This window comes from Acidovorax sp. 107 (genome assembly GCF_003058055.1).
GTDB lineage: Bacteria > Pseudomonadota > Gammaproteobacteria > Burkholderiales > Burkholderiaceae_C > Acidovorax.
Genome location: NZ_QBTZ01000001.1, coordinates 3,950,793 through 3,974,475, shown reverse-complemented (window position 1 = coordinate 3,974,475; position 23,683 = coordinate 3,950,793). Strand labels below are relative to the sequence as shown.

The 23,683-nt window shown below is 64.7% G+C and carries 21 protein-coding genes; 11 read left to right on the top strand and 10 right to left on the bottom strand.

Going from position 1 to position 23,683, the window contains the following annotated elements:
• Positions 1 to 2: 2 nt before the first annotated feature.
• From C8C99_RS18545 to C8C99_RS18535, 3 genes are all read right to left on the bottom strand, one after another.
• On the bottom strand, positions 3 to 347 hold the full coding sequence (locus C8C99_RS18545) for a nucleotide pyrophosphohydrolase (RefSeq protein WP_369867574.1): 345 nt from the start codon (positions 345 to 347) through the stop codon (positions 3 to 5).
• A gap of 100 nt (positions 348 to 447) precedes the next feature.
• Complete coding sequence (locus C8C99_RS18540) at positions 448 to 1,380, bottom strand: 2-hydroxyacid dehydrogenase (RefSeq protein WP_108626518.1); 933 nt, start codon at positions 1,378 to 1,380, stop codon at positions 448 to 450.
• 44 nt (positions 1,381 to 1,424) lie between these two features.
• Positions 1,425 to 3,269, bottom strand: a complete 1,845-nt coding sequence (locus C8C99_RS18535; RefSeq protein WP_108626517.1) for an ABC transporter ATP-binding protein/permease — start codon at positions 3,267 to 3,269, stop codon at positions 1,425 to 1,427.
• A 128-nt stretch (positions 3,270 to 3,397) separates the two neighbouring features.
• On the opposite strand from C8C99_RS18535, the gene C8C99_RS18530 reads away from it, so the two are divergent.
• On the top strand, positions 3,398 to 3,820 hold the full coding sequence (locus tag C8C99_RS18530) for an acyl-CoA thioesterase (RefSeq protein WP_056646871.1): 423 nt from the start codon (positions 3,398 to 3,400) through the stop codon (positions 3,818 to 3,820).
• Positions 3,821 to 3,897: 77 nt separating this feature from the next.
• Here the strand turns inward: C8C99_RS18530 and C8C99_RS18525 are convergent, their stop codons facing one another.
• The 3 genes from C8C99_RS18525 to C8C99_RS18515 form a co-directional block, all read right to left on the bottom strand.
• The gene (locus tag C8C99_RS18525; RefSeq protein ID WP_108626516.1) at positions 3,898 to 4,455 is read right to left on the bottom strand and encodes a polymer-forming cytoskeletal protein; all 558 of its coding nucleotides are present in this window, start codon (positions 4,453 to 4,455) and stop codon (positions 3,898 to 3,900) included.
• 154 nt (positions 4,456 to 4,609) lie between these two features.
• Positions 4,610 to 5,095: a thioesterase family protein gene (locus tag C8C99_RS18520; RefSeq protein WP_056646876.1), complete on the bottom strand. Its 486-nt coding sequence runs from the start codon at positions 5,093 to 5,095 to the stop codon at positions 4,610 to 4,612.
• A 105-nt stretch (positions 5,096 to 5,200) separates the two neighbouring features.
• Complete coding sequence (locus C8C99_RS18515) at positions 5,201 to 5,998, bottom strand: crotonase/enoyl-CoA hydratase family protein (RefSeq protein ID WP_108626515.1); 798 nt, start codon at positions 5,996 to 5,998, stop codon at positions 5,201 to 5,203.
• A gap of 279 nt (positions 5,999 to 6,277) precedes the next feature.
• On the opposite strand from C8C99_RS18515, the gene C8C99_RS18510 reads away from it, so the two are divergent.
• The 7 genes from C8C99_RS18510 (at position 6,278) to C8C99_RS18480 (ending at position 14,348) form a co-directional block, all read left to right on the top strand.
• Positions 6,278 to 7,153: a branched-chain amino acid ABC transporter permease gene (locus C8C99_RS18510; RefSeq protein WP_056059365.1), complete on the top strand. Its 876-nt coding sequence runs from the start codon at positions 6,278 to 6,280 to the stop codon at positions 7,151 to 7,153.
• A gap of 9 nt (positions 7,154 to 7,162) precedes the next feature.
• Positions 7,163 to 8,239 carry a branched-chain amino acid ABC transporter permease gene (locus tag C8C99_RS18505; protein WP_056646880.1) on the top strand — a complete coding sequence of 359 codons (1,077 nt, stop codon included), beginning with the start codon at positions 7,163 to 7,165 and terminating at the stop codon, positions 8,237 to 8,239.
• Between the two features lie 5 nt (positions 8,240 to 8,244).
• Positions 8,245 to 9,084, top strand: a complete 840-nt coding sequence (locus C8C99_RS18500; protein WP_108626514.1) for an ABC transporter ATP-binding protein — start codon at positions 8,245 to 8,247, stop codon at positions 9,082 to 9,084.
• Positions 9,081 to 9,902 carry an ABC transporter ATP-binding protein gene (locus C8C99_RS18495; RefSeq protein WP_108626513.1) on the top strand — a complete coding sequence of 274 codons (822 nt, stop codon included), beginning with the start codon at positions 9,081 to 9,083 and terminating at the stop codon, positions 9,900 to 9,902. Before C8C99_RS18500 ends, C8C99_RS18495 begins: the two co-directional genes overlap by 4 nt.
• A gap of 7 nt (positions 9,903 to 9,909) precedes the next feature.
• Complete coding sequence (locus C8C99_RS18490; protein ID WP_108626512.1) at positions 9,910 to 11,766, top strand: long-chain fatty acid--CoA ligase; 1,857 nt, start codon at positions 9,910 to 9,912, stop codon at positions 11,764 to 11,766.
• Positions 11,767 to 11,890: 124 nt separating this feature from the next.
• Positions 11,891 to 13,057, top strand: a complete 1,167-nt coding sequence (locus tag C8C99_RS18485) for an ABC transporter substrate-binding protein (protein ID WP_108626511.1) — start codon at positions 11,891 to 11,893, stop codon at positions 13,055 to 13,057.
• A 127-nt stretch (positions 13,058 to 13,184) separates the two neighbouring features.
• Positions 13,185 to 14,348: an acyl-CoA dehydrogenase family protein gene (locus C8C99_RS18480; RefSeq protein ID WP_108626510.1), complete on the top strand. Its 1,164-nt coding sequence runs from the start codon at positions 13,185 to 13,187 to the stop codon at positions 14,346 to 14,348.
• 84 nt (positions 14,349 to 14,432) lie between these two features.
• Here the strand turns inward: C8C99_RS18480 and C8C99_RS18475 are convergent, their stop codons facing one another.
• Positions 14,433 to 14,735: a hypothetical protein gene (locus tag C8C99_RS18475; protein ID WP_233247264.1), complete on the bottom strand. Its 303-nt coding sequence runs from the start codon at positions 14,733 to 14,735 to the stop codon at positions 14,433 to 14,435.
• Positions 14,736 to 14,881: 146 nt separating this feature from the next.
• Here C8C99_RS18475 and C8C99_RS18470 point away from each other — a divergent pair, with 146 nt between their 5' ends.
• From C8C99_RS18470 to C8C99_RS23855, 3 genes are all read left to right on the top strand, one after another.
• Positions 14,882 to 16,087 carry an acetyl-CoA C-acetyltransferase gene (locus tag C8C99_RS18470; protein WP_094288803.1) on the top strand — a complete coding sequence of 402 codons (1,206 nt, stop codon included), beginning with the start codon at positions 14,882 to 14,884 and terminating at the stop codon, positions 16,085 to 16,087.
• A 23-nt stretch (positions 16,088 to 16,110) separates the two neighbouring features.
• Entirely contained in the window at positions 16,111 to 18,300 is a 2,190-nt protein-coding gene (locus C8C99_RS18465) for a 3-hydroxyacyl-CoA dehydrogenase NAD-binding domain-containing protein (protein ID WP_108626509.1), read from the top strand.
• Between the two features lie 129 nt (positions 18,301 to 18,429).
• Positions 18,430 to 19,458, top strand: coding sequence for a hypothetical protein (locus C8C99_RS23855; protein ID WP_146186032.1), 1,029 nt, complete (start codon positions 18,430 to 18,432; stop codon positions 19,456 to 19,458).
• A 177-nt stretch (positions 19,459 to 19,635) separates the two neighbouring features.
• Here C8C99_RS23855 and C8C99_RS18455 read toward each other — a convergent pair whose 3' ends face one another.
• The 3 genes from C8C99_RS18455 to C8C99_RS18445 are packed head-to-tail and all read right to left on the bottom strand — an operon-like array spanning position 19,636 to position 23,658.
• Complete coding sequence (locus tag C8C99_RS18455; RefSeq protein ID WP_108626508.1) at positions 19,636 to 20,532, bottom strand: 3-keto-5-aminohexanoate cleavage protein; 897 nt, start codon at positions 20,530 to 20,532, stop codon at positions 19,636 to 19,638.
• Between the two features lie 22 nt (positions 20,533 to 20,554).
• Entirely contained in the window at positions 20,555 to 21,727 is a 1,173-nt protein-coding gene (locus C8C99_RS18450; protein ID WP_108626507.1) for an acyl-CoA dehydrogenase family protein, read from the bottom strand.
• Positions 21,724 to 23,658 carry a biotin carboxylase N-terminal domain-containing protein gene (locus C8C99_RS18445; RefSeq protein WP_108626506.1) on the bottom strand — a complete coding sequence of 645 codons (1,935 nt, stop codon included), beginning with the start codon at positions 23,656 to 23,658 and terminating at the stop codon, positions 21,724 to 21,726. The genes C8C99_RS18450 and C8C99_RS18445 overlap by 4 nt, the downstream gene beginning before the upstream one ends.
• Positions 23,659 to 23,683: the final 25 nt, after the last annotated feature.

The following is a 23,683-nucleotide window of genomic DNA, read 5'->3' as shown; positions in this document are numbered from 1 at the left end:
GGTCAATCTGCCGAAGTCAGGTCGGCGGGCGGTGCCGGGTGCTTGATGGCGTTCTTCACCAGCTTGCGCTCCACCGCATCGCGCAGGTCCACACCGGTGTGGTCGGCCAGTTGCAGCAGGTAGAGCAGCACATCGGCCATCTCCTCACCCACGCGCTCTTTCTGCGTGGGGTCGGCGGTGAGGTGTTGCGACTGCTCGGGCGTGAGCCACTGGAACAGCTCCTGCAGCTCGGCCGCCTCCACCATCAGCGCCATGGCCAGGTTCTTGGGCGTGTGGTACGGCTGCCAGTCGCGCGCAGCGGCAAAGGCGCGCAGGCGCTGCTGGAGGTCGGCCAGATCCAGCGTCATGCCACACCCCAGGTACTGCCAGCGCCTCGGGGAGCGCAATTGCTATGCATTTCATAGCATTCAGCACATGAAGTACTGGCGCTACAGGGCATTTTTATGCTCATAGCGGCGTCACGGGCGCCTCGCCCGCCAGGTGGCGGCGGGCGTTTTCCATGAAGCGGTCCACCGAGTTCTGCACTGCTTCGGGCGACCAGCCTGCCACGTGCGGCGTGAGCACCACGTTGTCCAGGTCCAGCAGCTCGGCCGGGGGCAAGGGTTCGCTCTCGTACACATCCAGGCCCGCAGCGGCAAGGCGGCCTTCGCGCAGCGCGGCGGCCAGGGCGGCGGTGTCGATGACGCTGCCGCGTGCGATGTTGACCACCACGCCACGCGGGCCCAGCGCGTTGAGCACCGTAGCGTTGACCAGATGCCTGGTGCCCGCGCCGCCGGGCGTGGCGACGACGAGAAAGTCCGCCCACTCGGCCAGCGCCGTCACATCGGCAAAGTAGCGGTAAGGCACATCGGTGCGGGCGCTGCGGTTGTGATAGCCCACCTCGATCTCGAAGCCCAGCGCGCGCTGTGCAATCTTCTTGCCGATGGTGCCCAGGCCGATGATGCCCAGGCGCTTGTGCGAGACGTTGGGGGGCAGCGGCAGGGCCGTGCGCCACACACCTGCGCGCGTGGCCTTGTCCAGCGGCAGGATGCGGCGCTGCGCGGCGATCAGCAGGCCCCAGGTGTGGTCGGCCACGCAGTCGTCGTTGGTGCCAGCACCCGTAGCCACCACGATGCCACGGGCCTTGGCGTAGTCCACCGCCACGTTCTCGTAACCGGCGCCGAGCGCGCAGATGAGCGTGAGCGCAGGCAAGGTATCGATCTGCGCAGGGCTCAGGCCCACGGCACCGATGGTGAGCACCACCCGCACACGGCTGCCGTGCTGCGCAATAGCGGTTGCTGCCTGGGCGGCGTCGGGGGCGTAGATCACCTCGAAGGTCTGCGCCATTTGGGCGATGTGCCCTTCAGACAGGAACATGAGGGCGAGGAGGACAGGCTTCATGGGTCAAATATCGAGATAGAAAAAGAGAGAAATGAGGGTACGCCTCAAGCGGCCGCATCGCTTTGCTGCAGGGACCACATGCTCGCGTAGCGCCCCCCCAGGGCCAGCAACTGTGCGTGCGTCCCGCGCTCGATGATGCGGCCGGCGTCCATGACCAGGATCTCGTGCGCATCCACCACCGTGGACAGGCGGTGGGCAATCACCAGCGTGGTCTTGTTCTGCGCCACGCCCTGCAGCTCGGCCTGGATGGCGCGCTCGTTGGCGGAGTCCAGTGCGCTGGTGGCCTCGTCAAAGATGAGGATGGGCGGGTTCTTGAGCAAGGTGCGCGCAATCGCCACGCGCTGCTTTTCGCCGCCCGAGAGCTTGAGCCCCCGCTCGCCCACCATGGTGGCGTAGCCCTTCGGGGTGCTCGCGATGAAGTCGTGGATGCGCGCAGCGCGGGCGGCAGATTCGATCTCGTCCTGGCTGGCGCCGGGGCGGCCATAGGCGATGTTGTAGGCCACGGTGTCGTTGAACAGCACCGTGTCCTGCGGCACGATGCCAATGGCCTGGCGCACGCTGCCCTGCGTCACGCTGCGGATCTCCTGCCCCGCGATGGTGATGCGGCCCTGCTGGATGTCGTAGAAGCGGAACAGCAGCCGTGCCAGTGTGCTCTTGCCCGAGCCCGAGGGCCCGACCACCGCCACCGTCTTGCCTGCCGGAATCTCGAAACTGATGCCTTGCAGGATGGTGCGCCCGCCTTTGGGATCGTAGGCAAACACCACATCCTCAAAGCGCACGGTGGGCTGGTCCAGCCCGGCCAGAGGCTGCGCGCCGGGGGCGTCAGCCACCTCGCGCTCCTTGTCCATCAGCGTGAACATCTTGTCCAGGTCGGTCAGGCTTTGCTTGATCTCGCGGTAGATCACACCCAGAAAATTGAGCGGTATGTACAGCTGGATCATGAACGCGTTGACCATGACCAGGTCGCCCAGCGTCATGCGCCCATCGACCACGCCCTGCGTGGCGCGCCAGAGCATGGCCACCAGGCCCACGGCGATGATGAGCTGCTGGCCGGTGTTGAGCATGGACAGCGTGGTCTGGCTCTTCAGCCGCGCGCGGCGCAGGCGCTCCAGGCTCTCGTCGTAGCGGCGCGCCTCGAAGCTTTCGTTGTTGAAGTATTTGACGGTTTCGTAGTTGAGCAGCGAATCCACGGCCTTGGAGTGCGCCGCCGAGTCGAACTCGTTGGCCTCACGGCGGAACTGGGTGCGCCACTCGGTCACCAGCACGGTGTAGGCGATATACAGCACCAGCGCGGTGAGTGTGATCCAGGCAAACCACGCGTCGAACTTCACGGCCAGCACGCTCAACACCAAAATCACTTCGATGAGCGTGGCAAACACGTTGAACAGCGAGAACGAAATCAGCGACTCGATGCCGCGCACCCCGCGCTCGATGTCGCGCGTCATGCCACCGGTCTGGCGCTCCAGGTGAAAGCGCAGGCTCAGCGCGTGCAGGTGCTCAAAGGTCTGCAGCGCAATCGAGCGCGCCGCGCCCTGCGTGGCCTTGGCGAACACCAGTTCGCGCAGCTCGGTGAACAGCGACGTGGACAGCCGCAGCGCGCCATAGGCCACCAGAAGCCCCACCGGCACCACCAGCAGCGCGGCAGGGTCGCCCGGCTTCAGGCTCATGGCATCGACCAGCGTCTTGAGCAGGATGGGCACGCCCACATTGGCAAGCTTGGCGCCCACCATGAAGACGATGGCGGCAATCACGCGCCATTTGTATTGCCACAGATAGGGCAGAAGCCGGTGCAGGGTGGCCCAGTCCGATTGGACGGGCACGGGGCTGGCGGCCGCGCCATGGGGGGTGGCACCGGGCGCAGTAGGGGCGGTTTCGCCGTGGTGGCGCATGGGGGACAATTCCGGTTGTTGTTGTTTTTACCGACCCGGCTGATGCCAAGGTGGTTTTTGCGGGCGAGCCGCTTGTGAAACCCCAGGTTCCTCCAAGAATTGGCTCAGCCCCAACCGAGATTGTGCCCATGTCTGCCGTTTTCAGCCCACCACCCGCCGCATTACCCAACGACAAGGAACTGGTGCTCAAGGTCATCCCCATGCCTGCGGACACCAATGGCAACGGCGATATTTTTGGGGGCTGGGTGATGGCGCAGGTGGACTTGGCGGGCTCCGTGCTGCCAGCGCGCTACATGCAGGGCCGCATGGCCACGGTGGCGGTCAATGAGTTCATCTTCAAGCAGCCTGTGCGCGTGGGCGACATTCTGTCGTTCTTCTCGGCCATCACGCGGGTGGGCAACACCTCGGTCACAGTGGAGGTGGAGGTGTATGCCGAGCGTTTTGCCGACCAGGGCCGCTATGTCAAGGTGACGGAGGCGCGCCTGACTTACGTGGCCATCGACGACCAGGGCAGGCCGCGCCCGGTGCCCAAGCACGACGCGCCGGCGTAATCAAATGAGCGGGCGCGCGGGTAATGCCCGGCCGCGCCTGCCCGCGCGCCCTCCGGCGCGCGTTTTGTCACACCGTCTCAGGCGACCAGCGCAGCCGGCTCAGCCCTCAAGGGCGCTGCGGCCCGCTGCGTGCTGCTGGACGACGACGCGGAGAACCCGGCCTCGATCTCTCCGGCCAGCTGACCGCCCTCTTCCACCACCAGCTTGCCGTATCGGATCTTGCCGTTGACCTTGCCCGAGCTGTAGATCACGAGCTTCTGGCGCACGGTGAGAGAGCCGTTGAATTCGCCGTGGATCTCGGCAATGTCGATTTCGGCCGAGCCCTTGAAGGCACCGTGCTCCGAGATCTGGATCACGCGCGAATCCATGGTGGCTTCGACCGTGCCTTCCACCACGAGGGTGTCGCAATCGGTGATCTCTACGCCCTTGAGCTTGATGTTCGGCCCCACCGTGAGCTTGCTGCCCGAGCTGTCGCCGGCACTGCTCGATTTGGGGGCCGCCGCCGCAGGCACCGGCTGCACGGAAGCCACGCTGTTGGTCGCAGAGCCCCCCAATACGGAGCCTGAACTGGTGCTGCTGCGGGGTTGGAACGACTCGGGTTCACGCTTGCCAAAGAAGGGGTTTTGCACGGCCATCAGATCTCCTTGAAAAGAGAGTCATCGTAGGTTTCGCGCCCTGTGAAAGATGCCTTCGTTACGCAAGAACGGTAACCAAACGGTTCGATGGTTGCATGCGCTTGCAGGGCTTGCGGGATCACACATCCCGCCGTTACATCCTGCGGCGCACGCCTCAAGACACGATGTACGCAGCGGCCCCCGCCGACATGATCTGACCATCCGGCCCGAGAAACTCCATGCGTGTCGTGGCGACCCGGGAGCCCAGCCGCAGCACCTGCGCGCGCAGCTCGAAGTGGCTGCCAATGCCCGGGCGCAGGTAGTCGATGCGCAGGTCGATGGTGCCCAGCTTGGCAAAGCGGTGCAGGCGCTGCTCGGGCAGCTCGTCCAGGTGCTTGGCGCCGATCGCGGCCATCACCGCCAGGCCGCCCATGGCGTCGAGCCCCGCGCTGATCACACCCCCATGGATGCGGTTGTAGGCGTAGTGGCCCACCAGGTCGGGCTTCATGTCGATGCGGCCCGCCACGCCATCGGGCGCCAGGGACGTGATCTTCAGGCCCAGCACCTGATTGAACACAATTTTTTCTTCAAAGATGGACTTGAGCCCGGCAATGAACTCGGGCTCAAAGGCCTGTGGCTGTGAGGGGATGGTTTTGCTCATGGTGTGCGGCGTACGATCCTGCGGGGCACTGCGCCCGCCCGGCCGATGACTCCTGTTTTTATAGCTATCAGTGCTTGATACACCGGCGCCTTCAGGCATTTTGACCTAAAAATGGCCATGGCGCCCTTGCCCCGCGCTGAAACGCACGGCGCCACGCAAGGCCTCTGCCAGGCATTCGCGGCCGCCCGTCCACTCCTGCAACAAAGCCTGCTGCAAGGGCAGCCCCTCTGCCGCGAGCGCACTGGCGCGGTCAGCGCGCAGGGTGGCCTGCGGAAAGGCAGCCAGCTGGCGGGCCAGCACCAGTGCTGCCTCCAGCGCCTGCCCGCAAGGCACCACGCGGTTGCACAGCCCGAGGCGCAGGGCCTCGGCCGATTCCACCTTGCGCCCCGTCAGGATCAGGTCCAGCGCGTGCGACAGCCCGATGAGGCGCGGCAGGCGCACCGTGCCGCCGTCGATGAGCGGCACTCCAAACCGGCGGCAGAACACGCCCATGTAGGCGTCCTCAGCCATCACGCGCAGGTCGCACCACAACGCCAGCTCCATGCCGCCAGCCACGGCAGCGCCCTCAATGGCGGCGATCACGGGCTTGGATAGTTGCAAGCGGCTGGGGCCCATGGGACCAAGAGGCTGGGCCTCGCCCGGCGAAAAATCCAACCCCTCGGCCAAAGCCTCGGGCGACACGCCCTGCGCCTGCAGGCGCGCGCCCGACTGCAGGTCCCACCCCGCACAAAAATGCCCGCCCGCGCCGTGGAATACAGCCACGTCCGCGTTGTCATCCTGGTCGAACGCGACGAACGCAGCGTGCAAGGCCTGCGCTGTGGCGGCATCCACCGCGTTGCGCACATCGTGGCGGTGCAATGTCACCAGCGTGACACGCCCCTGGGTCTCTACCTGTATGGACATGGGTTCTCCTCGTGCGCTGAATCCGGGTGGATAGGACGCAACCCTTATTGCGCCCCACCACGCACTGCGTCAATATGCGCCGCTGCCGACCGGCAGTCGCTCATCAGGGTTAGCCCCGAGTGCGGTCTGCGCCGGGCACGTGCACCATTATTTATGCAAAGCAATCGCTTTGTAAAAATATTCTGCAGGTCTTGTGCCCACAGGGTTTCACAAAGTGCGTGCTGCCAGTCACCACACGCTTTGCGCCCACCGGCTCAGGTCTCAATCTGGAGAGCCAGTGTGCAATTTGTGCAACTGTTGATCAGCGGTGTCTCCCAGGGGTGCATCTACGGCCTGATCGCGCTGGGGTTCGTGCTCATCTACAAGGCCACGGAGACCGTGAGCTTTGCCCAGGGCGAACTCATGATGCTCGGCGCCTTCTGCGGGCTGGCACTGATGACGGTGCTGGGCTTTCCCTTCTGGGTGGCGGTGCTCGCCAGCATCCTGGCCATGGGCTGCTTCGGCGTGGTACTGGAGCGCGCCGTGATCCGCCCCATCCTGGGCCAGCCCGCGTTTTCCATCGTCATGCTCACCATCGGCATCGGCTACGTGCTGCGCGGGCTGGTGACCATGATCCCCAACATCGGCACCGAGACGCACACGCTGCCCGTGCCCTACAAGGACCTGTCGTTTCGCCTCGGTGCGCTGGTGCTCAACGCCGAGCAGCTGGTGGTGATTGGCGCCACGGGCGTGCTGTGCGTGCTGCTGTTCGCCATGTTCCGCTACAGCAAGCTGGGCATTGCCATGCAGGCGTCGTCGCAGAACCAGCTGGCCGCCTATTACATGGGCATTCCGGTGCAGCGGCTCAACGGCCTGGCCTGGGGCCTGGCCGCTGCGGTGGCGGCGGTGGCGGGCCTGCTGCTGGCGCCCATCACCTTCGTGCACGCCAACATGGGGCTGATCGGCCTCAAGGCCTTCCCGGCCGCCGTGGTGGGCGGCTTTGGCAGCCTGCCCGGCGCCATCGTCGGCGGACTGGTGATCGGCATCGTCGAATCGCTCTCGGGCTTCTACCTGCCCGATGGGTTCAAGGACACGGCCGCGTACATCGTGGTGCTGATCATGCTGATGGTCAAACCCAACGGGCTATTCGGCGAAAAGCTACGGAAGAAGGTCTGAAGGACAAACATGCGTTTCATCTTCAAGACCTCGTACGCGCAAGACATCCGCCTCGCCAAGCATGGCGGACATGTGTTCTGGTACAGCCTGCTGTGCCTGGCCCTCGTCGCCGCACCCTGGGTGGCGCCCGAATACTGGCTGGCTCAGCTCACCTTTGTGCTCATCTACGCCATCGTGGGCCTGGGACTGATGCTGCTGGCGGGCTTCACCGGCTTGTTCTCGCTGGGGCACGCTGCATTCCTCGGCGTGGGGGCGTATACACAGGCCGTGCTCACGGGCATGGGCTGGCCGTTTGCGCTGTCGCTGGCCTGCGCAGCGGGGCTGTCTGCCGCTGTGGGCGTGGTGGTGGGCCTGCCCGCGCTGCGCGTGAAGGGCATCTACCTGGGCATGGCCACGCTTTCGTTCGGCTTCATTGTGGAAGAGGTGTTTGCGCGCTGGGAGTCGGTCACGGGCGGCAACTCCGGCAAGCACCTGGTGCCGCCGCAGATTGGGGGCTATTCGTTCGAATCCACCGAGTCGTTCTACTTCTTGTGCCTGGTGATTGCAGTGGTCAGCACCCTCGCCATCCTGAACCTGCTGCGCTCGCCCACGGGCCGCGCGTTTGTCGCTATCCGTGATTCAGAGATTTCGGCACAGAGCATGGGTATCCACCTCGCGCGCTACAAAACGCTGTCGTTCTCCATATCAGCCGCGCTCGCAGGCATCGGCGGGGCGTTGTACGCGCACAAGCTGCAGTTCATCTCACCCGATCAGTTCAACATCCTGCAGTCCATCGACCTGCTGCTGATGATCGTGATCGGCGGGCTGGGCTCAGTGCACGGCGCCTTCCTGGGCGCGATCTTCCTGATCGCCATGCCGCAGCTCATCTCCCTGGGCAAGGACTGGTTGCCAGACTCCATCGGCCAGTCGCCTGGCCTGCAGGCGGTGGTGTACGGCGTCGTTCTGATTGCGTTTGTGCTGTTCGAGCCCATGGGCTTGTACGGCCGCTGGCTCAAGGTGCGCACCTGGCTGCAGATGTTCCCGTTCTACCGCAAGGGCCTGTTCAAGCGGCAGAAGTCCTTTCAAAAATCCGACAGGTTGAAATGACAGCGATGACCAACGAAGTCCTGCTTTCGGCCCAGAACCTCAGCGTGCGCTTTGGCGGCGTGCTGGCGGTTAACAACGTGAGCTTTGACGTGCGGCGCGGCGAGGTGTTCACCCTCATCGGGCCCAATGGCGCGGGCAAGACCACGGTGTTCAACCTCATCAGCCGCATCTACACGCCCACCACCGGCACCATTGCCTATGCGGGCCCCGGCGGCGCCATGCTGCCACTCACCGACCAGCCGCCACACAAGGTGGCGGGCCTGGGCATTGCGCGCACCTTCCAGAACATCGAACTCTTCGAGCACGCGAGCGTGCTGCACAACCTGCTGATCGGCCGCCATACGCGGCAGCACAGCAGCCTGTGGGCCGAGATGTTCTTCACGCGCAAGGTGCGTGAAGGCGAGATCCTGGCGCGCGAAAAGGCCGAGCAAATCATCGACTTTCTCGACTTGCAGCACTACCGCGACACCATGGTGGCCGGCCTGCCCTACGGCGTGCGCAAGGTGGTGGAGCTGGCCCGCGCCCTGTGCACCGAGCCCAAGTTGCTGCTGCTCGACGAGCCCTCGTCGGGCCTGAATGTGGAGGAGACCGATGACATGGCCTTCTGGATCCAGGACATTCAGCATGAGCTGAGCATCACGGTGCTGATGGTGGAACACGACATGTCGCTGGTCTCCAAGGTGTCCGACCGCGTGCTGGCCATGAACCAGGGCGAGGTGGTGGCAACGGGCACGCCGCGCGAGGTACAGACGCATCCCGGAGTGGTGGAGGCGTACCTGGGCACCATCGACGACGTGAGCAACCTGCGCCGACCTGCGGGTTCCAGCATGGGAGCCCGCACATGAGCGCCGTGCTGTCCGCCCCCGCCACCAGCCCGGTGGCCAGTGCCGCCGACCAGCCGCTGCTGCGCCTGCAGAACGTGGAAAGTGCCTACGGCCCCATCAAGGCCATCCGGGGCGTGAGCCTGCAGGTGCGGCGCGGCGAAATCGCCGCCGTGCTGGGCAGCAACGGCGCAGGCAAGACCACCATCCTGAAGACGATCAGCGGCATCATCGACCCGCGCAAGGGCTCCATCGAGTTCCAGGGCGCCGACATCACCGCCAACGACCCAGCCGCCATCGTGCGCCGAGGACTGATGCATGTGCCCGAGGGGCGCGAAGTATTTGCACTGCTCTCGGTGCGCGACAACCTGCTCATGGGCGCCTACACACGCGCCGACAAGGACGCAGTGGCGCGCGACATTGAAACCGTGTACGGCTACTTCCCCATCCTGAAGGAGCGCGCCGCACAGGACGCGGGCCTGCTCTCGGGCGGCCAGCAGCAGATGCTGGCGATCTCGCGCGCGCTCATGGCCAGCCCTGATCTGATCCTGCTGGACGAGCCCAGCCTGGGCCTGAGCCCGAAGCTCACCAAGGAAATCTTCGAGATCGTGGTGCGCATCAACCGTGAGCGCGGCACCACGATCCTGCTGGTGGAACAGAACGCCAATATGGCGCTCAACGCATCGGACTACGGCTACGTGCTGGAGAACGGCCGCATCGTGATGGAAGACAGCTGCGAGCGCCTGCGCGAGAAGGACGACATCAAGGAGTTCTACCTCGGCATGAAGGACGAGGGCGTGCGGGGTGAGCGGCGGTGGAAAAAGAAGAAGACATGGCGGTGAGGACAACATGAGCAATCTCTGGGACCTCGATCACATCCAACCTGCCGGCACCGACGTGCTGGCAGGCGACACCATCGCCGCCATGTTCTGGAACGCCGTGGCCGAGCGCGGCCCGCGCGTGTGGATGCGCCAGAAGGAGCTGGGCATCTGGAAGAGCTGGACCTGGGACCAGACCGCCGAGGCCGTGCGCGAGATTGCAGGCGGCCTGATGTCGCTGGGGTTTGCGCCGGGCGAATGCGCATCCATCCTGTCCAACACCAACATCGAATGGGTGCTCGCCGACTTGGCCGTGCTGAGCTGCGGCGGCGTGGCCAACGGCATCTACCCCACCGATGCGGCGGCGCAGGTGCACTACCTGTGTGAAGACTCGCGCGCCACCGTGCTGTTTGTGGAAGACGACGAGCAGCTCGACAAGGCGCTGGAAGTGCGCAACAACCTGCCCCTGCTGCGCAAGGTGGTGGTGTTCGACATGGAAGGCCTGCGCAGCCTGAACGACCCCGATGTGCTGAGCCTTGCGGCCCTGCGCGAGCTGGGCCGCGCGTGGAATACACAACACCCCGACGCGCTAATGCAGCGCGTCAAGGCCTGCCGCCCCGAAGACTTGGCCATCCTCGTTTACACCTCGGGCACCACCGGCAAGCCCAAGGGCGCCATGCACACACACGGCGCACTGACCTACACCGTGCGTGGCTACAACACGCTCATCTCGCGCAGCGAGGCGGACGAGACCATGTGCTTTCTGCCGCTGTGCCACATCGCCGAGCGCATGGGCGGCGAATACTTCTCGCTCTACACCGGTGCGCGCCTGAACTTTGTGGAGAACCCCGACACCGTGCCCGAAAACGTGCGCGAGATCGCGCCCACCGTGTTCACCGCCGTGCCGCGCGTGTGGGAGAAGTTCTATTCGGGTGTGATGATTGCCCTGAAGGAATCCACGCGGCTGCAGCAGGCGGCTTATGCCTGGTCGATTGGCGTGGGCACGCGCATTGCAGACCGCGTGCTGGCGGGCCAGCCGGTGGGTGGCCTGCTGAAGGCGCAGTTCATGCTCGCGCGCTTTCTGGCGCTGAACAATGTGCGCAAGCTCATCGGCATCCACCGCGCCCGCTTCCTCGTCACGGGGGCAGCCCCCATCTCGCCCGAGCTGGTGAAGTGGTACCTGGCCCTGGGCGTGCCCATGCTGGAGGTGTGGGGCATGACTGAGACCTGTGGCGCCTCCACGGGTGTGCCCGCCACCCGCATCAAACCTGGCTCCATCGGCCCAGCAGCCAGCTACAACGAGGTGCGCATCGACCCCGCCACCGGCGAGATCCTGGTGCGCGGTCCCAATGTGTTCAAGGGTTACCTCAACCAGCCCGAGAAGACGGCCGAAACCATCGACCCCGACGGCTGGCTGCACACGGGCGATGTGGGCCTGATCGATGCGGACGGCTACCTGCGCATCACCGACCGCATGAAGGACATCATCATCACGGCCGGCGGCAAGAACATCACGCCCAGCGAACTGGAAAACGAACTCAAGTTCAGCCCCTACATCACCGATGCGGTGGTCATTGGCGACAAGCTGCCCTACCTCACGGTGATCATCATGATCGACCAGGAGAACGTGGAAAAGTACGCGCAGGACAACGATGTGCCCTTCTCCAACTACGCCAGCCTGACCCGCACGCGCGAGGTGCAGGAGCTGATCCAGGGCGAGATCGACCGCGTCAACACCAAGTTCGCCCGGGTGGAGCAGATCAAGAAGTTCTTCCTGCTCGACACCCAACTCACGGCCGAGGATGAAGAGCTGACGCCCACCATGAAGCTCAAGCGCAAGCTGGTGCAGCAGAAGTACGCGCCCCAGATCGAGGCCATGTACCGGTAGGCCCGCACGGCAAGCAACCACAGGCCACGCCCATCAGGATAGGGAAAGTGCTGGTGCCCCACCCGGGGCATCGTTCTATAACGAGCGATCGTTTTTGTTTCGATCCAACCGAAGGAGACGTGCCATGAAGTTTCATCACATCGCCGCGCTGGCCCTCGTGGCCATGGCCGGTGCCTCCGCCCAGGCGCAGCCCAGCCAGGGCGTGAGCAAGGACACCATCACGCTGGGCTCCATCCAGGATCTGTCGGGCCCGCTGGCGGGGTTTGGCAAGCAGGTGCGGCTGGGCATGATGCTGCGCGTGGACGAGGCCAACGAGCAAGGCGGCGTGAATGGCCGCAAGCTGGACCTGAAGGTGGAAGACTCGGGCTACGACCCCAAGAAAGCCGTGCTGGCTGCGCAAAAGCTCGTGAACCAGGACAAGATCTTCATGATGATTGCGCACATCGGCACGGCGCAGAACCTGGCCGCCATGCCCGTGCAGTTCAGCAAGAACGTGATCAACTTCTTCCCCGTCACCGCTGCACGGGAAATGTACGAACCCTTCCACAAGCTCAAGTATTCGTTTGCCGCCACGTACTACGACCAGATCCGCCTGGCCGCGCCCAAGCTCATCAAGGAAAAAGGCGCCAAGAAGGTCTGCACCATTTACCAGGACGATGAGTTTGGTCTGGAAGTGATGCGCGGCGGCGAGGCAGCGCTCAAGTCCATGGGCATGGAGTTCACCGAGAAAACTTCATACAAGCGCGGCGCCACCGACTTCTCGTCACAAGTCGCCAAGATGAAATCGTCCGAATGCGACTTCGTGATCCTGGGCACCATCATTCGCGAGACCATCGGCACCATTGGCGAGGCGCGCAAGACGGGCTTTAACCCCACCTTCCTCGGCTCCAGCGCCGCCTACACCGACCTCATCCACAAGCTGGGTGGCAAGCCGATGGACGGCCTCTACGCCACCATGACCGTGCAACACCCGTACCTGGACGAGGCCAGCCAGCCCATCCGCTTCTGGGCCAACAAGTACAAGACCAAGTTCAATGAAGACCCCACCGTCTTCTCGGTCTACGGCTACAACGCGGTCGATGCCTTCATCAAGGCGGCCCAGAAGGCAGGCCCCAACCTGAGCACCGACAGCTTCATCAAGGCCATGGACACCATGGTGATCCCGCCGGACATGTTCGGCAGCGCCGAGGGCACCTTTGGCCCGCAAAAGCGCCTGGGCAGCGACCTCTCGCGCCTGTCGCAGATCACCGATGGCAAGTGGAAGGTGGTCTCCGACTACGTCAAGCCATGAGCGCGTGAACCTCCTCCGTCAAGCCGCCTTCGGGCGGCTTTTGCGTTTCAGGGGGTGCATCCGGGCCCAGTCGGTGGCAGAATTTAACCAAGCAGTAACTTTGCATAAATAACCTGGTTGCCCCACCATGATCGAACGCACCCTCTTCCAGCCCGACCACCTGGCCTTTGCCGACAGCTTCCGCCGCTTCATCGACAAAGAGGTGACCCCCCTCCACGCCGACTGGGAAGACCAGGGCTACGTGGCGCGCGAGGTGTGGAGCCAGGCGGGCGCTCATGGCTTTCTGTGCATGAGCCTGCCCGAGGAATACGGCGGCGCCGGAGCCGACAAGCTGTACTCGGTAGCGCAGATGGAAGAGCTCGCGCGCGCCGGCACCACGGGCATCGGCTTTGGCCTGCACAGCGAGATCGTGGCGCCGTACATCCTGCACTACGGCACTGAGGCGCAAAAACAAAAGTACCTGCCCCAGATGGCCAGCGGCGCCATGGTGGGCGCCATTGCCATGAGCGAGCCCGCCGCAGGCAGCGACCTGCAAGGCATCAAGACCACCGCCATCAAGAGCGCCGACGGCAGCCACTATGTGCTGAACGGCAGCAAGACCTTCATCACCAACGGCTGGCATGCCGACCTGGTGATCGTCGTCGCCAAGACCGACCCGGCTGCGGGCGCCAAGGGCACCAGCCTGTTGCTGGTGGAACGCGGCATGCCGGGCTTTGAAAAAGGCCAGCGCCTCAAGAAGATGGGCATGAAAGCGCAAGACACGTCCGAACTGTTCTTCAACGACGTGAAGGTGCCCGCCGAGAATCTGCTGGGCGGCCCCGCCATGGAAGGGCGCGGCTTTATCTGCCTGATGGAGCAGCTGCCCTGGGAGCGCCTGCAGATCGCCATCACCGCCGTGGCCGCAGCCCAGGCTGCCATCGACTGGACGCTGGACTACGTCAAGCAGCGCAAGGTGTTTGGCCAGAGCGTGGCGTCGTTCCAGAACACCCGCCACACCCTGGCCGAGCTGCAAACGCAGGTGCAGGTGGCCCGCGTGTTTGTGGACAAATGCTGTGAGTTGATCGCGCGCGACCAGCTCGACACCGAGACGGCCAGCATGGCCAAGTACTGGACGACCGACCTGCAGTGCAAGGTCATGGACGAATGCGTACAGCTGTTCGGCGGATACGGCTACATGTGGGAATACCCTATCACCCGCGCCTATGCCGACGCCCGCGTGCAGCGCATTTACGGCGGCACCAACGAGATCATGAAAGAGGTGATCGCGCGTGCCATGGGCTTGGGCAAATAGCCGCATGCACCGCGCCATGAGCCACGCAGTGCACGACGCCCAGCACAACGCCCTTCACAACGTGCCAGTGGGCGCCGAATGCCGTTACAGATACCAGGCGGCGCGCGCTTCCTCAGGACTGAGGGGTGCACCGGGGCGGCGATCGGTCACATTCAGCCAGGAGCGCACACCCTGGCTGCCGCTCAGCGCGCGCATCAGCAGCAAGCCTGCGCCAATGCCGCGTATGGCCGCCGAGCTGCGGCTGGGCGCCATGAAGGCCGCCACCGCCAGCGCGCTGGATGCGGCGAGAACCACATGGTGCTCCAGCGCAAACCCGTCGCGCGTGTCGTCGTATTCGATGGCGCTGCGCGCGATGCGCTGCAATGCAGGGGATGTATTTCGTTCCATAGCCAGAAATGTAGATAGCAACCGCCGAAAGATAGTGCAAAAACCACTGCACCCGCGTCAGAAAGCACCTTGTAGCGGCGTGGGCCAGCCCAGCTGCCTCATCACGATACCTGTTTGAAGTTTAGAGAAACCACCGGAGACCATTCATGACCGAAGCCTATGTATTCGACGCGCTGCGCACCCCGCGCGGCAAGGGCAAGAAGGACGGCACCCTGCACGAGGTCAAACCCATCGACCTGCTGGTGGGCCTGCTGACCGAGCTGCAAGCGCGCCACCGATTTGACACCGCAGCGGTGGACGACGTGGTCATGGGCATCGTCTCGCCCGTGGGCGAACAGGGCTCGGTGCTGCCCAAGGTGGCGGCGCTCAAGGCCGGGTGGGACTTTCGCTGTGCGGGCGTGCAGGTCAACCGCTTCTGTGCCTCGGGCCTGGAAGCCGTGAACCTGGCCGCCCAAAAGGTGCGCAGCGGCTGGGAGGACCTGGTGGTGGCGGGCGGCGTGGAAAGCATGAGCCGCGTGCCCATCGGCTCCGACGGCGGCGCCTGGGCGCAAGACCCGGAGACCAACTCCGCCACGCTGTTCGTGCCCCAGGGCATCGGCGCCGACCTGATCGCCACGCTAGACGGCTACACCCGCGCCGACGTGGACGCCTTCGCCCTCGAATCGCAGCGCCGCGCCACCGCCGCGCGCGCAGCGGGCTACTTCAAGAACTCCGTCGTGCCCGTGCGCGACTTCATCGGCCAGACCATCCTGGCAGAAGACGAATTCATCAAACCCAAGACCACGCTGGAAGGCCTGGGCGCACTCAAGCCCTCATTCGAGCAACTGGGCGGCATGGGCTTTGACGCCGTGGCGCTGCAGCGCTACCCGCAGGTGGAGCGCATCCACCACGTACACCACGCGGGCAACTCGTCGGGCATTGTGGATGGCGCCGCCGCCGTGCTCATCGGCAACGAGGCCGCCGCCAAGGCCCACGGCCTCACGCCGCGCGCGCGCATCGTGGCCACGGCGCTCAGCGGCGCCGACCCCACCATCATGCTCACCGGCCCCGTGCCCGCCGCCAAAAAGGCGCTGGCCCGTGCGGGCATGACCATCGACCAGATCGACCTGTTTGAAGTGAACGAAGCCTTTGCCGCCGTGCCAATGCGCTTCATGCGCGAGCTGGGCGTGCCGCACGACAAGGTCAATGTGAACGGCGGCGCCATCGCCATGGGCCACCCGCTGGGCGCCACGGGCGCCATGATCCTCGGCACCCTGATTGACGAGCTGCACCGCCGTGGCCAGCGCTATGGCCTGGCCACGCTGTGCGTGGGCGGCGGCATGGGCATTGCCACCATCGTCGAGCGAATCTGATTGACTGGGAAGGAGACAACAACATGCAAACCATCCGCTACGAACTCATCCCCGCCCAGGGCACCGACGGCGAAGTTGCCGTCATCACCTTTGACGAAAGCAACTCCCCCGTCAACACCATGTGCCGCCAGTGGCAGCAAGAGCTGGGCGAGGTCACGGCCCAGGTGCTGGGCGACCGCGAACGCCTGGGCGCTGCGCTCAAAGGCATCGTGCTGGCATCCGCCAAGACCAGCTTCTTTGCGGGCGCCGACCTCAAGGCCACCATGCGCCTCACACCCGCCGATGCACCCAACGCGTTTGGCGAGATCGAGCGCATGAAAAAGCACTTCCGCACGCTCGAAACCCTGGGCATCCCCGTGGTGGCCTGCCTCAACGGCGCGGCGCTGGGTGGCGGATGGGAGGTGGCCCTGGTCGCCCACTACCGTATCGCCGTGGCCGACCCCAAGATCCAGTTCGGCCTGCCCGAGGTCACGCTGGGCCTGATGCCCGGTGCCACTGGCGTGACCAAGATGACGCGCCTGCTGGGCCTGATGGGCGCGCAGCCCTACATCTTGGAAGGCAAGCTCTTCAACCCCGCCGAAGCACTGGAGCTGCAACTGGTGCACGAGCTGGTCGCCACGCGCGAGCAACTGCTGCCCGCCGCGCTGGCCCACATCGCCAGCCACCCGCACGCGGTGCAGCCGTGGGACGACAAGAACTACAAGATGCCCGGTGGCGCGCCCGCCAACCCCAAGATCGCAGGCGCCCTCACCGTCGCACCCGCCATGCTCAAGAAGACCACGCGCGGCCGCTACCCCGCGCCCGAGGCCGCGCTGGCCGCCATGGTCGAAGGCGCGATGGTGGACTTTGACACCGCCCTGCGCATCGAAAGCCGCTACCTCGCCCGCCTGATGACCGGCCCCGTGGCGCGCAACATGATCAACACGTTCTTCTTCGACATGAACGCGATCAAGAGCGGCAAATCGCGCCCGGGCTCGGCCCCACGCTACAAGCCACAAAAGGTCGGCATCCTGGGCGCGGGCATGATGGGCGCGGGCATCGCCTGGGCCCAGGCCAGCCGGGGCATTGCCACCGTGCTCAAGGACGTGAGCACGGAAAAGGCCGAGGCCGGCAAGGCCTACAGCGCCAAGCTCACCCAGGCCCGCGTGGACAAGGGCCGCATGACCGCCGAAGCGCAGCAGGCGCTGCTGGCCCGCATCACGCCCACCGCCAGCGCGGCCGACCTGGCGGGCTGCGACCTCATCATCGAAGCCGTGTTCGAAAGCCGCGACCTCAAAGCCCAGGTCACGCGCGAGGCCGAGCCGCAATTGGCACCCGGCGGCTTCTTTGCCAGCAACACCTCCACCCTGCCCATCAGCGGCCTGGCCACCGCCAGCAGCAAGCCCGAGAAGTTTGTCGGCATCCACTTCTTCAGCCCCGTGGACAAGATGAAGCTGGTGGAGATCATCCGCGGCAAACAGACGGATAACGAAACCGTGGCCCGCGCCTTCGACTACGTTCAGGCGCTGGGCAAGGTGCCCATCGTGGTCAACGACTCACGCGGCTTCTACACCAGCCGCACCTTCGGCACCTTCGTGATGGAAGGCGCCGCCATGCTGGGCGAAGGCATCCCCGCCGCCGCGATTGAAAACGCCGCTATGCAGGCCGGCCTGCCTGTGGGCCCGCTGGCTGTGCTGGACGAAACCGCACTGACCCTGAGCGTGCATGTGCTGGACCAGACCCGTGCCGACTTCGCCGCCGAAGGCAAGACCTACACCGCCACGCCCGGCGAGCTGCTGGTGGAGCGCATGGTCAAGGAACTGAAGCGCCCCGGCCGCGCGGGCGGCGGCGGCTTTTACGACTACCCCGCAGGCGCGAAGAAGCACCTGTGGCCGGAGTTGAAGGGCTTGTTCGAGAAACCCGGCGTGGAATGGAGCGTCCAGGAGATCCAGGACCGCCTGCTCTACCGCCAGGCCATCGAGACCGCGCGCTGCCTGGCCGAGGGCGTGCTGACCAGCGTGCATGACGCGAACATCGGGTCGATTTTTGGGATTGGGTTTCCGGCGTGGACTGGGGGGGCGATGCAGTTCATATATGGGACGGGGATCGAGACATTCCTTCAGCGTGCTGATGAGTTAGCGAGAAGGTATGGCGCTGGTTTCGTGACAGAAACGAGGGTGCGCGAGAGCATTGAAGAATTTCAACCTGCGTACTTTGAACAGAATGCACTTTGAATCCGACTACCTAGACACAATCGATCTCAACCTTGTCAAGCATCCGTTTTCTGACGGCCTCAGGGAAGTTTTAGGATTTCTTACATCCGTCTCACAACGCGTTAAAACATTGGAAAGGACACAAAAAGCATGGGTGAAGGACTGACCGAAGACCAAAACCCAAGAGACGCCCCCAACAGCCTTGATGAATTTCTCGCCGATTTGCTACCCGGGATTGACGAGTTCCTCGCAACTCAAGGTACACCACTGTCACAGCGCCCCATGCGAGCCGCGTCTTTCGTCGTAGAGCGTTGCATAGTGAGCGTAGACGGAGAGTCCACCGATGGATTTTTGGTGAAGGGATGGTTTGGAGTGCTGCTGTCGCTCGTAATCGAATGGTACGAGCGCCTCTATGGTGATGCGATAAGCGCGCAACCAAAGAAAACACATACGGCAGCTCTATTGATTCGAAACACGCCTACGGCGCTAGAAATACCGCTATCTTTTTTCTCGCCCTTGGCAGAAGACAATACCCGCTGGTTCACGTTTGCAAGTGACGTCCTTCCTCACGAGGAGCCACTCAGTTGGCTTGTCCGACCCCCAACGCTTTCGCTGTTGACAGAGGCCCAGGCAAAGGAGATTTCTGCTGAGGTTACGGAGACGGTTGCAAACATTCGGCGCTGTTCGATTGGAGTCCTCTCAATTTCAAAGGACCATCCGCTTTCGATGCGCCACGGAAGCCTGGTATTGCAGTATTTGGAACGAGCCGCCCAGAACATTTTGAGCAATGAAAGGCACAATCTCTCCACTGCTGTATGGGATACGAACTTCGCCGCAGAACAAGCCGTGAAGTGCTACCTCCATCAAGCCCAAACTGTCGATGTCCCGAACAAACATGATGTTCGAAAGTTGGCAATGCTGGCAGCAGCTGACCAAACTCCACAAGACGTCACTGTCGCTCTGGAAACAATGCCTTCAGGTGCGGATGCCATTGGCTACCGCTACGGGGAAATCTCAACTCCATCTCTATCGATGGTTATGAGCATTTATCGCGCTGCCTTGGTTATCTGCCGGTACTACCTAAATGCCTATCCGCGCAGCATCCGACTCGATAACGCAAGGTTCCAGCTGAAGTTCCCCCCCATGCCGTCAAATATCACGCGCTCCAAATCAGATTAGCGCAGCGTAGACCGCTGCTGCAGTAGCGCACTTGACATGAGTCGGCGTGCTGCGCTGTCGTACGCTAAACGGGCCGTCGCGCAAAACAAAAGGCCCAATGCGTGATCCTTGCAAACTGATCATCGTATGATCAATTTGCAAGGATCACGACTCGATTGAACGAGCAACCTGCCACGGTTACGCCGTGCACGCACCCGTTAACCCCAACACCCCCCGCGCCTCCTGCGGCGAAGCCACGTCCCGCCCCGCATTGCGCGCGTACTTTGCGAGCTGCTCAATCAACGGCCCATTCGAATCCGCCTTGGTCCCGTCCGGCAGATAGAACGTGTCCTCCAGTCCCGTGCGCAGGTGCCCGCCCAGCTCGGCCACGCGCTGGTGCACGGGCCAGATCTCGCTGCGGCCGATGACGGTGGCTTGCCAGGGGGCGTCTTTGATTTTCAGCTTGAGCAAGATGGGCAGTAGGTCCGGGTCCGCAGGCATGCCGGACTCGACGCCCATCACAAAGTTGTATTCGGGCAGGCGCTCGGTGTACATGCCGGTCTGCACATACATCTCCACGCAGCGCACGATGCCCACGTCAAAGCATTCGAACTCGGGCAGCGTGCCGGTCTCCAGCATCACGTCGATGAAGTCCTTGACCTTGGCGGGCTGGTTGTCGAACAGCATGGGCGACCAGGCCCAGGTGCCGTTGCTGCGCACCTTCAGGTAGTTGAGCGATCCGGCGTTGCATGCGGCCATCTCGGGGCGGGTGGCGCGCAGGCAGTCGAGCGGGCCTTGGTAGTGGGGGCCGACCACGCCGGTGGTCTGGTTGATGATCAAACCCGGGCAGGCCTCGCGCATGGCTTGCACGCAGTCGCGCGCCACCTGCGGGTCCCAGCTGGGCAGGTGGCCCTTGCCGGGCTCCTGGTTGCGAAAGTGCACGTGGACGACGGCGGAGCCTGCGTCGTAGGCGCGGCGGGCTTCTTTGGCCAGTTGCTCGGGCGTGACGGGCACGTGGTGCTGGCCGGGGTCGGTCAGCACGCCGGTGATGGCGCAGGTGATGATGGCTTTGTTGCCGTGGTCGGTGCTGTGCATGGGGCCTGTCTCCTTCAATTCCTCAGATGCCTAGCTGACGCGCAGCCAGGTCTTTCATGATTTCTTCCGCACCGCCGCCGATCATCATGACCTTGACCTCGCGGTAGATGCGCTCGCTGACGGTGCCGCGCATGTAGCCCATGCCGCCCAATATCTGCACGGCCTGATCGGCGCAGAACTGCATGGTTTGGGTGGCGTGGTTTTTGAGCAGGCAGACCTGCGCCACCCAATCGGGTCCGGTGCGCCCAGCGTCGGCCTGCGCGGCCACGGATTCGCACCACGCGGCGGTGGACTGGATGCGCATCTGCATGTCCACCAGCTTGTGGCGGATGACCTGGTGCTCCACCAGCGCGGCGCCAAAGGTCTTGCGCTGGCGGGCCCAGGCCAGGGCCTCGTCGTAGCAGGCCTCGGCGAAGCCCAGGGCCGACGCGGCGAGGCCAAAGCGCTCGCCGTTGAAGTTGGCCATGATGATGCGAAAGCCCGCACCCTCTTCGCCCAGCAGGTAGCGGGCAGGCACGCGCACATTGTCAAAGCGCAGATGGGCCGTGTCGGAGCAGAGCCAACCCATCTTGTCGAGCTTGCTGCGCGACAGGCCCGCGCTGTGGCCGGGGATGAGCAGCATGGAGATGCCTGCGCTGCCCTTGCTTCCGGCCTCCACGGTCCTCACCGCCACGGTGATCCAGTCCGCGCGCATGCCGGAGGTGATGAACACCTTTTCGCCGTTCACGATGTAGTCATCGCCCTCGCGCCGTGCAGTGGTCCTGAGCTGCGCCACGTCGGACCCGCCACCGGGCTCGGTGATCGCCAGCGCGGCAATCTGCTCACCTGCCAGCACGGGCGGGATGACCTCGGCACGCACGGCGTCGCTGCCATGCGCCAGAACGGGCGGCAGGCCGATGTTGTGCGACAGCAGGCTGGCCAGCACACCGCCACTGGCGCCATGGCGGCTGAGCGCGCGCCACAGCGGCAGGCGCAGCTGGTAGGTGGCGGGCGTGCCACCGTAATGCTCGGGGTAGCCCAGGCCCAGCAGGCCCAGGTCGGCCGCGCGGCGGTACAGGCTGCGGGGGAATTCGCCCGCTGCGTCCCACGCGTCCACATGCGGTGCGATTTCGGCGCGGGCAAAGCGGGTGACGGTGTCGGCGAGGGCGGCTCGGTCTTCGTCGCTCACAGCACTTGCATCGGATCCGGCGGTCATGCGGGCACTCCTTGCGTGGCGGGTGCAAAGCGAGCCAGCACCTGGCCGGGCGATACCTGCTGGCCGGGGGCCACCAGCAGCTCAGCCACCGTGGCGGCTGCGGGGCTGGACAGGCTGTGTTCGAGCTTCATGGATTCGATGACCACCACCGTGTCGCCCGCCGCCAGCGCCTGGCCTGCGGCCACGGGCAATGCGACCACCTTGCCGTTGAAGGGGGCGCGCAGCTCGGATGCGCCGCCAGTGGCACCAGCTTGTGTGGCGGGCTCCAACGATGCGTCCTCCACCCAGCCATCCACGCCGCCGGTTTGCCAATGCCAGCGCCGGGGGCCCACCGCCACGCAGTGCACGCCGCGCTGGGGCAGTTGCAAAGTCACAGGTTCTGCCCCGGCCTGCTCCACCAGCAGCCGCCCACCGCCCAACTCGCGCACGGCGATGGAGTGCACCTCGCCCTGGTGCCGCAGCCGCAGGGGCCTGGCCAGGGCACAAGGCAGGTCCGACGCGAGATTGGAAGCAAAAATAGCCGATAGCGCTGAATTAATATGCGCTGACAGCTCATTATTTGATAGCAATTGCTGCAACTCCTGGGCATGCTCCGCCAGGAACGGCACCAGCGCCCGGCCGCTGGCAAACACGGGGTGCTGCAAGCAGACCGCCAGAAACGCGCGGTTGGTGGGGAGGCCCAGCACACGGGTGCTGTGCAGCGCACGCACCAGGGCGTCGATGGCCTCGGCCCGCGTGGGGGCGTGCACGATGAGCTTGCCCAGCATGGCGTCGTAGTGAGGCGTGACCTCTGCCCCCTCCTCCAGCGCATGGTCAAAGCGCAGCGCGCCGGGCGCAGCCCGTTCAAACGCGGCGGCTGGTGGCGCGCTGAACTGCAGCACGCGGCCGGTGTGGGGGCGGAAATGCGCGTCTTCGGCGCACAGGCGCACCTCGATAGCGTGGCCTTGCAGATGCACCTGGTCTTGCGTGAGCGGCAGCGGCTCGCCGCGCGCCATGCGGATTTGCCACTCCACCAGGTCCAGCCCCGTGAGCGCTTCGGTCACCGGGTGCTCCACCTGCAGTCGGGTGTTCATCTCCATCAGGTAGAAGTCTTCACCATCCAGCAGAAACTCCACCGTGCCCGCGCCTACGTAGCCAGCCGCCTGGGCTAGCGCCACGGCGCAGGCGCCCATGCGTTCGCGCAATGCGGCATCCACCGCTGGGCTGGGTGCCTCTTCAATGATTTTCTGGTGGCGGCGCTGCACCGAGCAATCGCGCTCGCCCAGGTGGATGCACGCTCCGTGGGCGTCGGCAAAGACTTGCACCTCCACATGGCGCGGCTGCAGCAGCGCGCGTTCGATGAGCAGGTCGCCACAGCCAAAGCCTGCCAGCGCCTCGGACCTGGCACTCGCCAGCGCAGCGGGCAACTGCGCCAGGTCGGTGACCAGCCGCATGCCGCGCCCTCCCCCACCGGCCACAGCCTTGACCATGAGGGGTGTGCCAATGCGCGCGGCCTCGGCGGCAAAGCGCTCGTCGCTCTGGTCGTCGCCCGCATAGCCGGGCAGGCAGGGCACGCCGTGTGCCTGGGCCAGCGCCTTGGCACCTGCCTTGCTGCCCAGCGAGCGGATGGCGGCGGGCGGCGGGCCGATCCAGGTCAGGCCCGCATCCAACACAGCCTGAGCAAAGTCGGCGTTCTCGCTGAGGAAGCCATAGCCGGGGTGCACGGCATCGGCCCCGGTGGCGCGGGCGGCGGCGAGCAGCTTGTCGGTGCGCAGGTAGGTGTCGGCGCTGGCGGCGCCGCCCAAGGCCACGGCCTGGGTGGCTTCGCGCACATGCAAGGCGTTGGCGTCGGGGTCGGAGTAGACGGCTACCGTTTCAATGCCCATGCGGTGGGCGGTGTGAATCACCCGGCGGGCGATTTCGCCGCGATTGGCGATGAGGATCTTTTTCATAGGCTGTGCCCTCGCGGCTCCATCG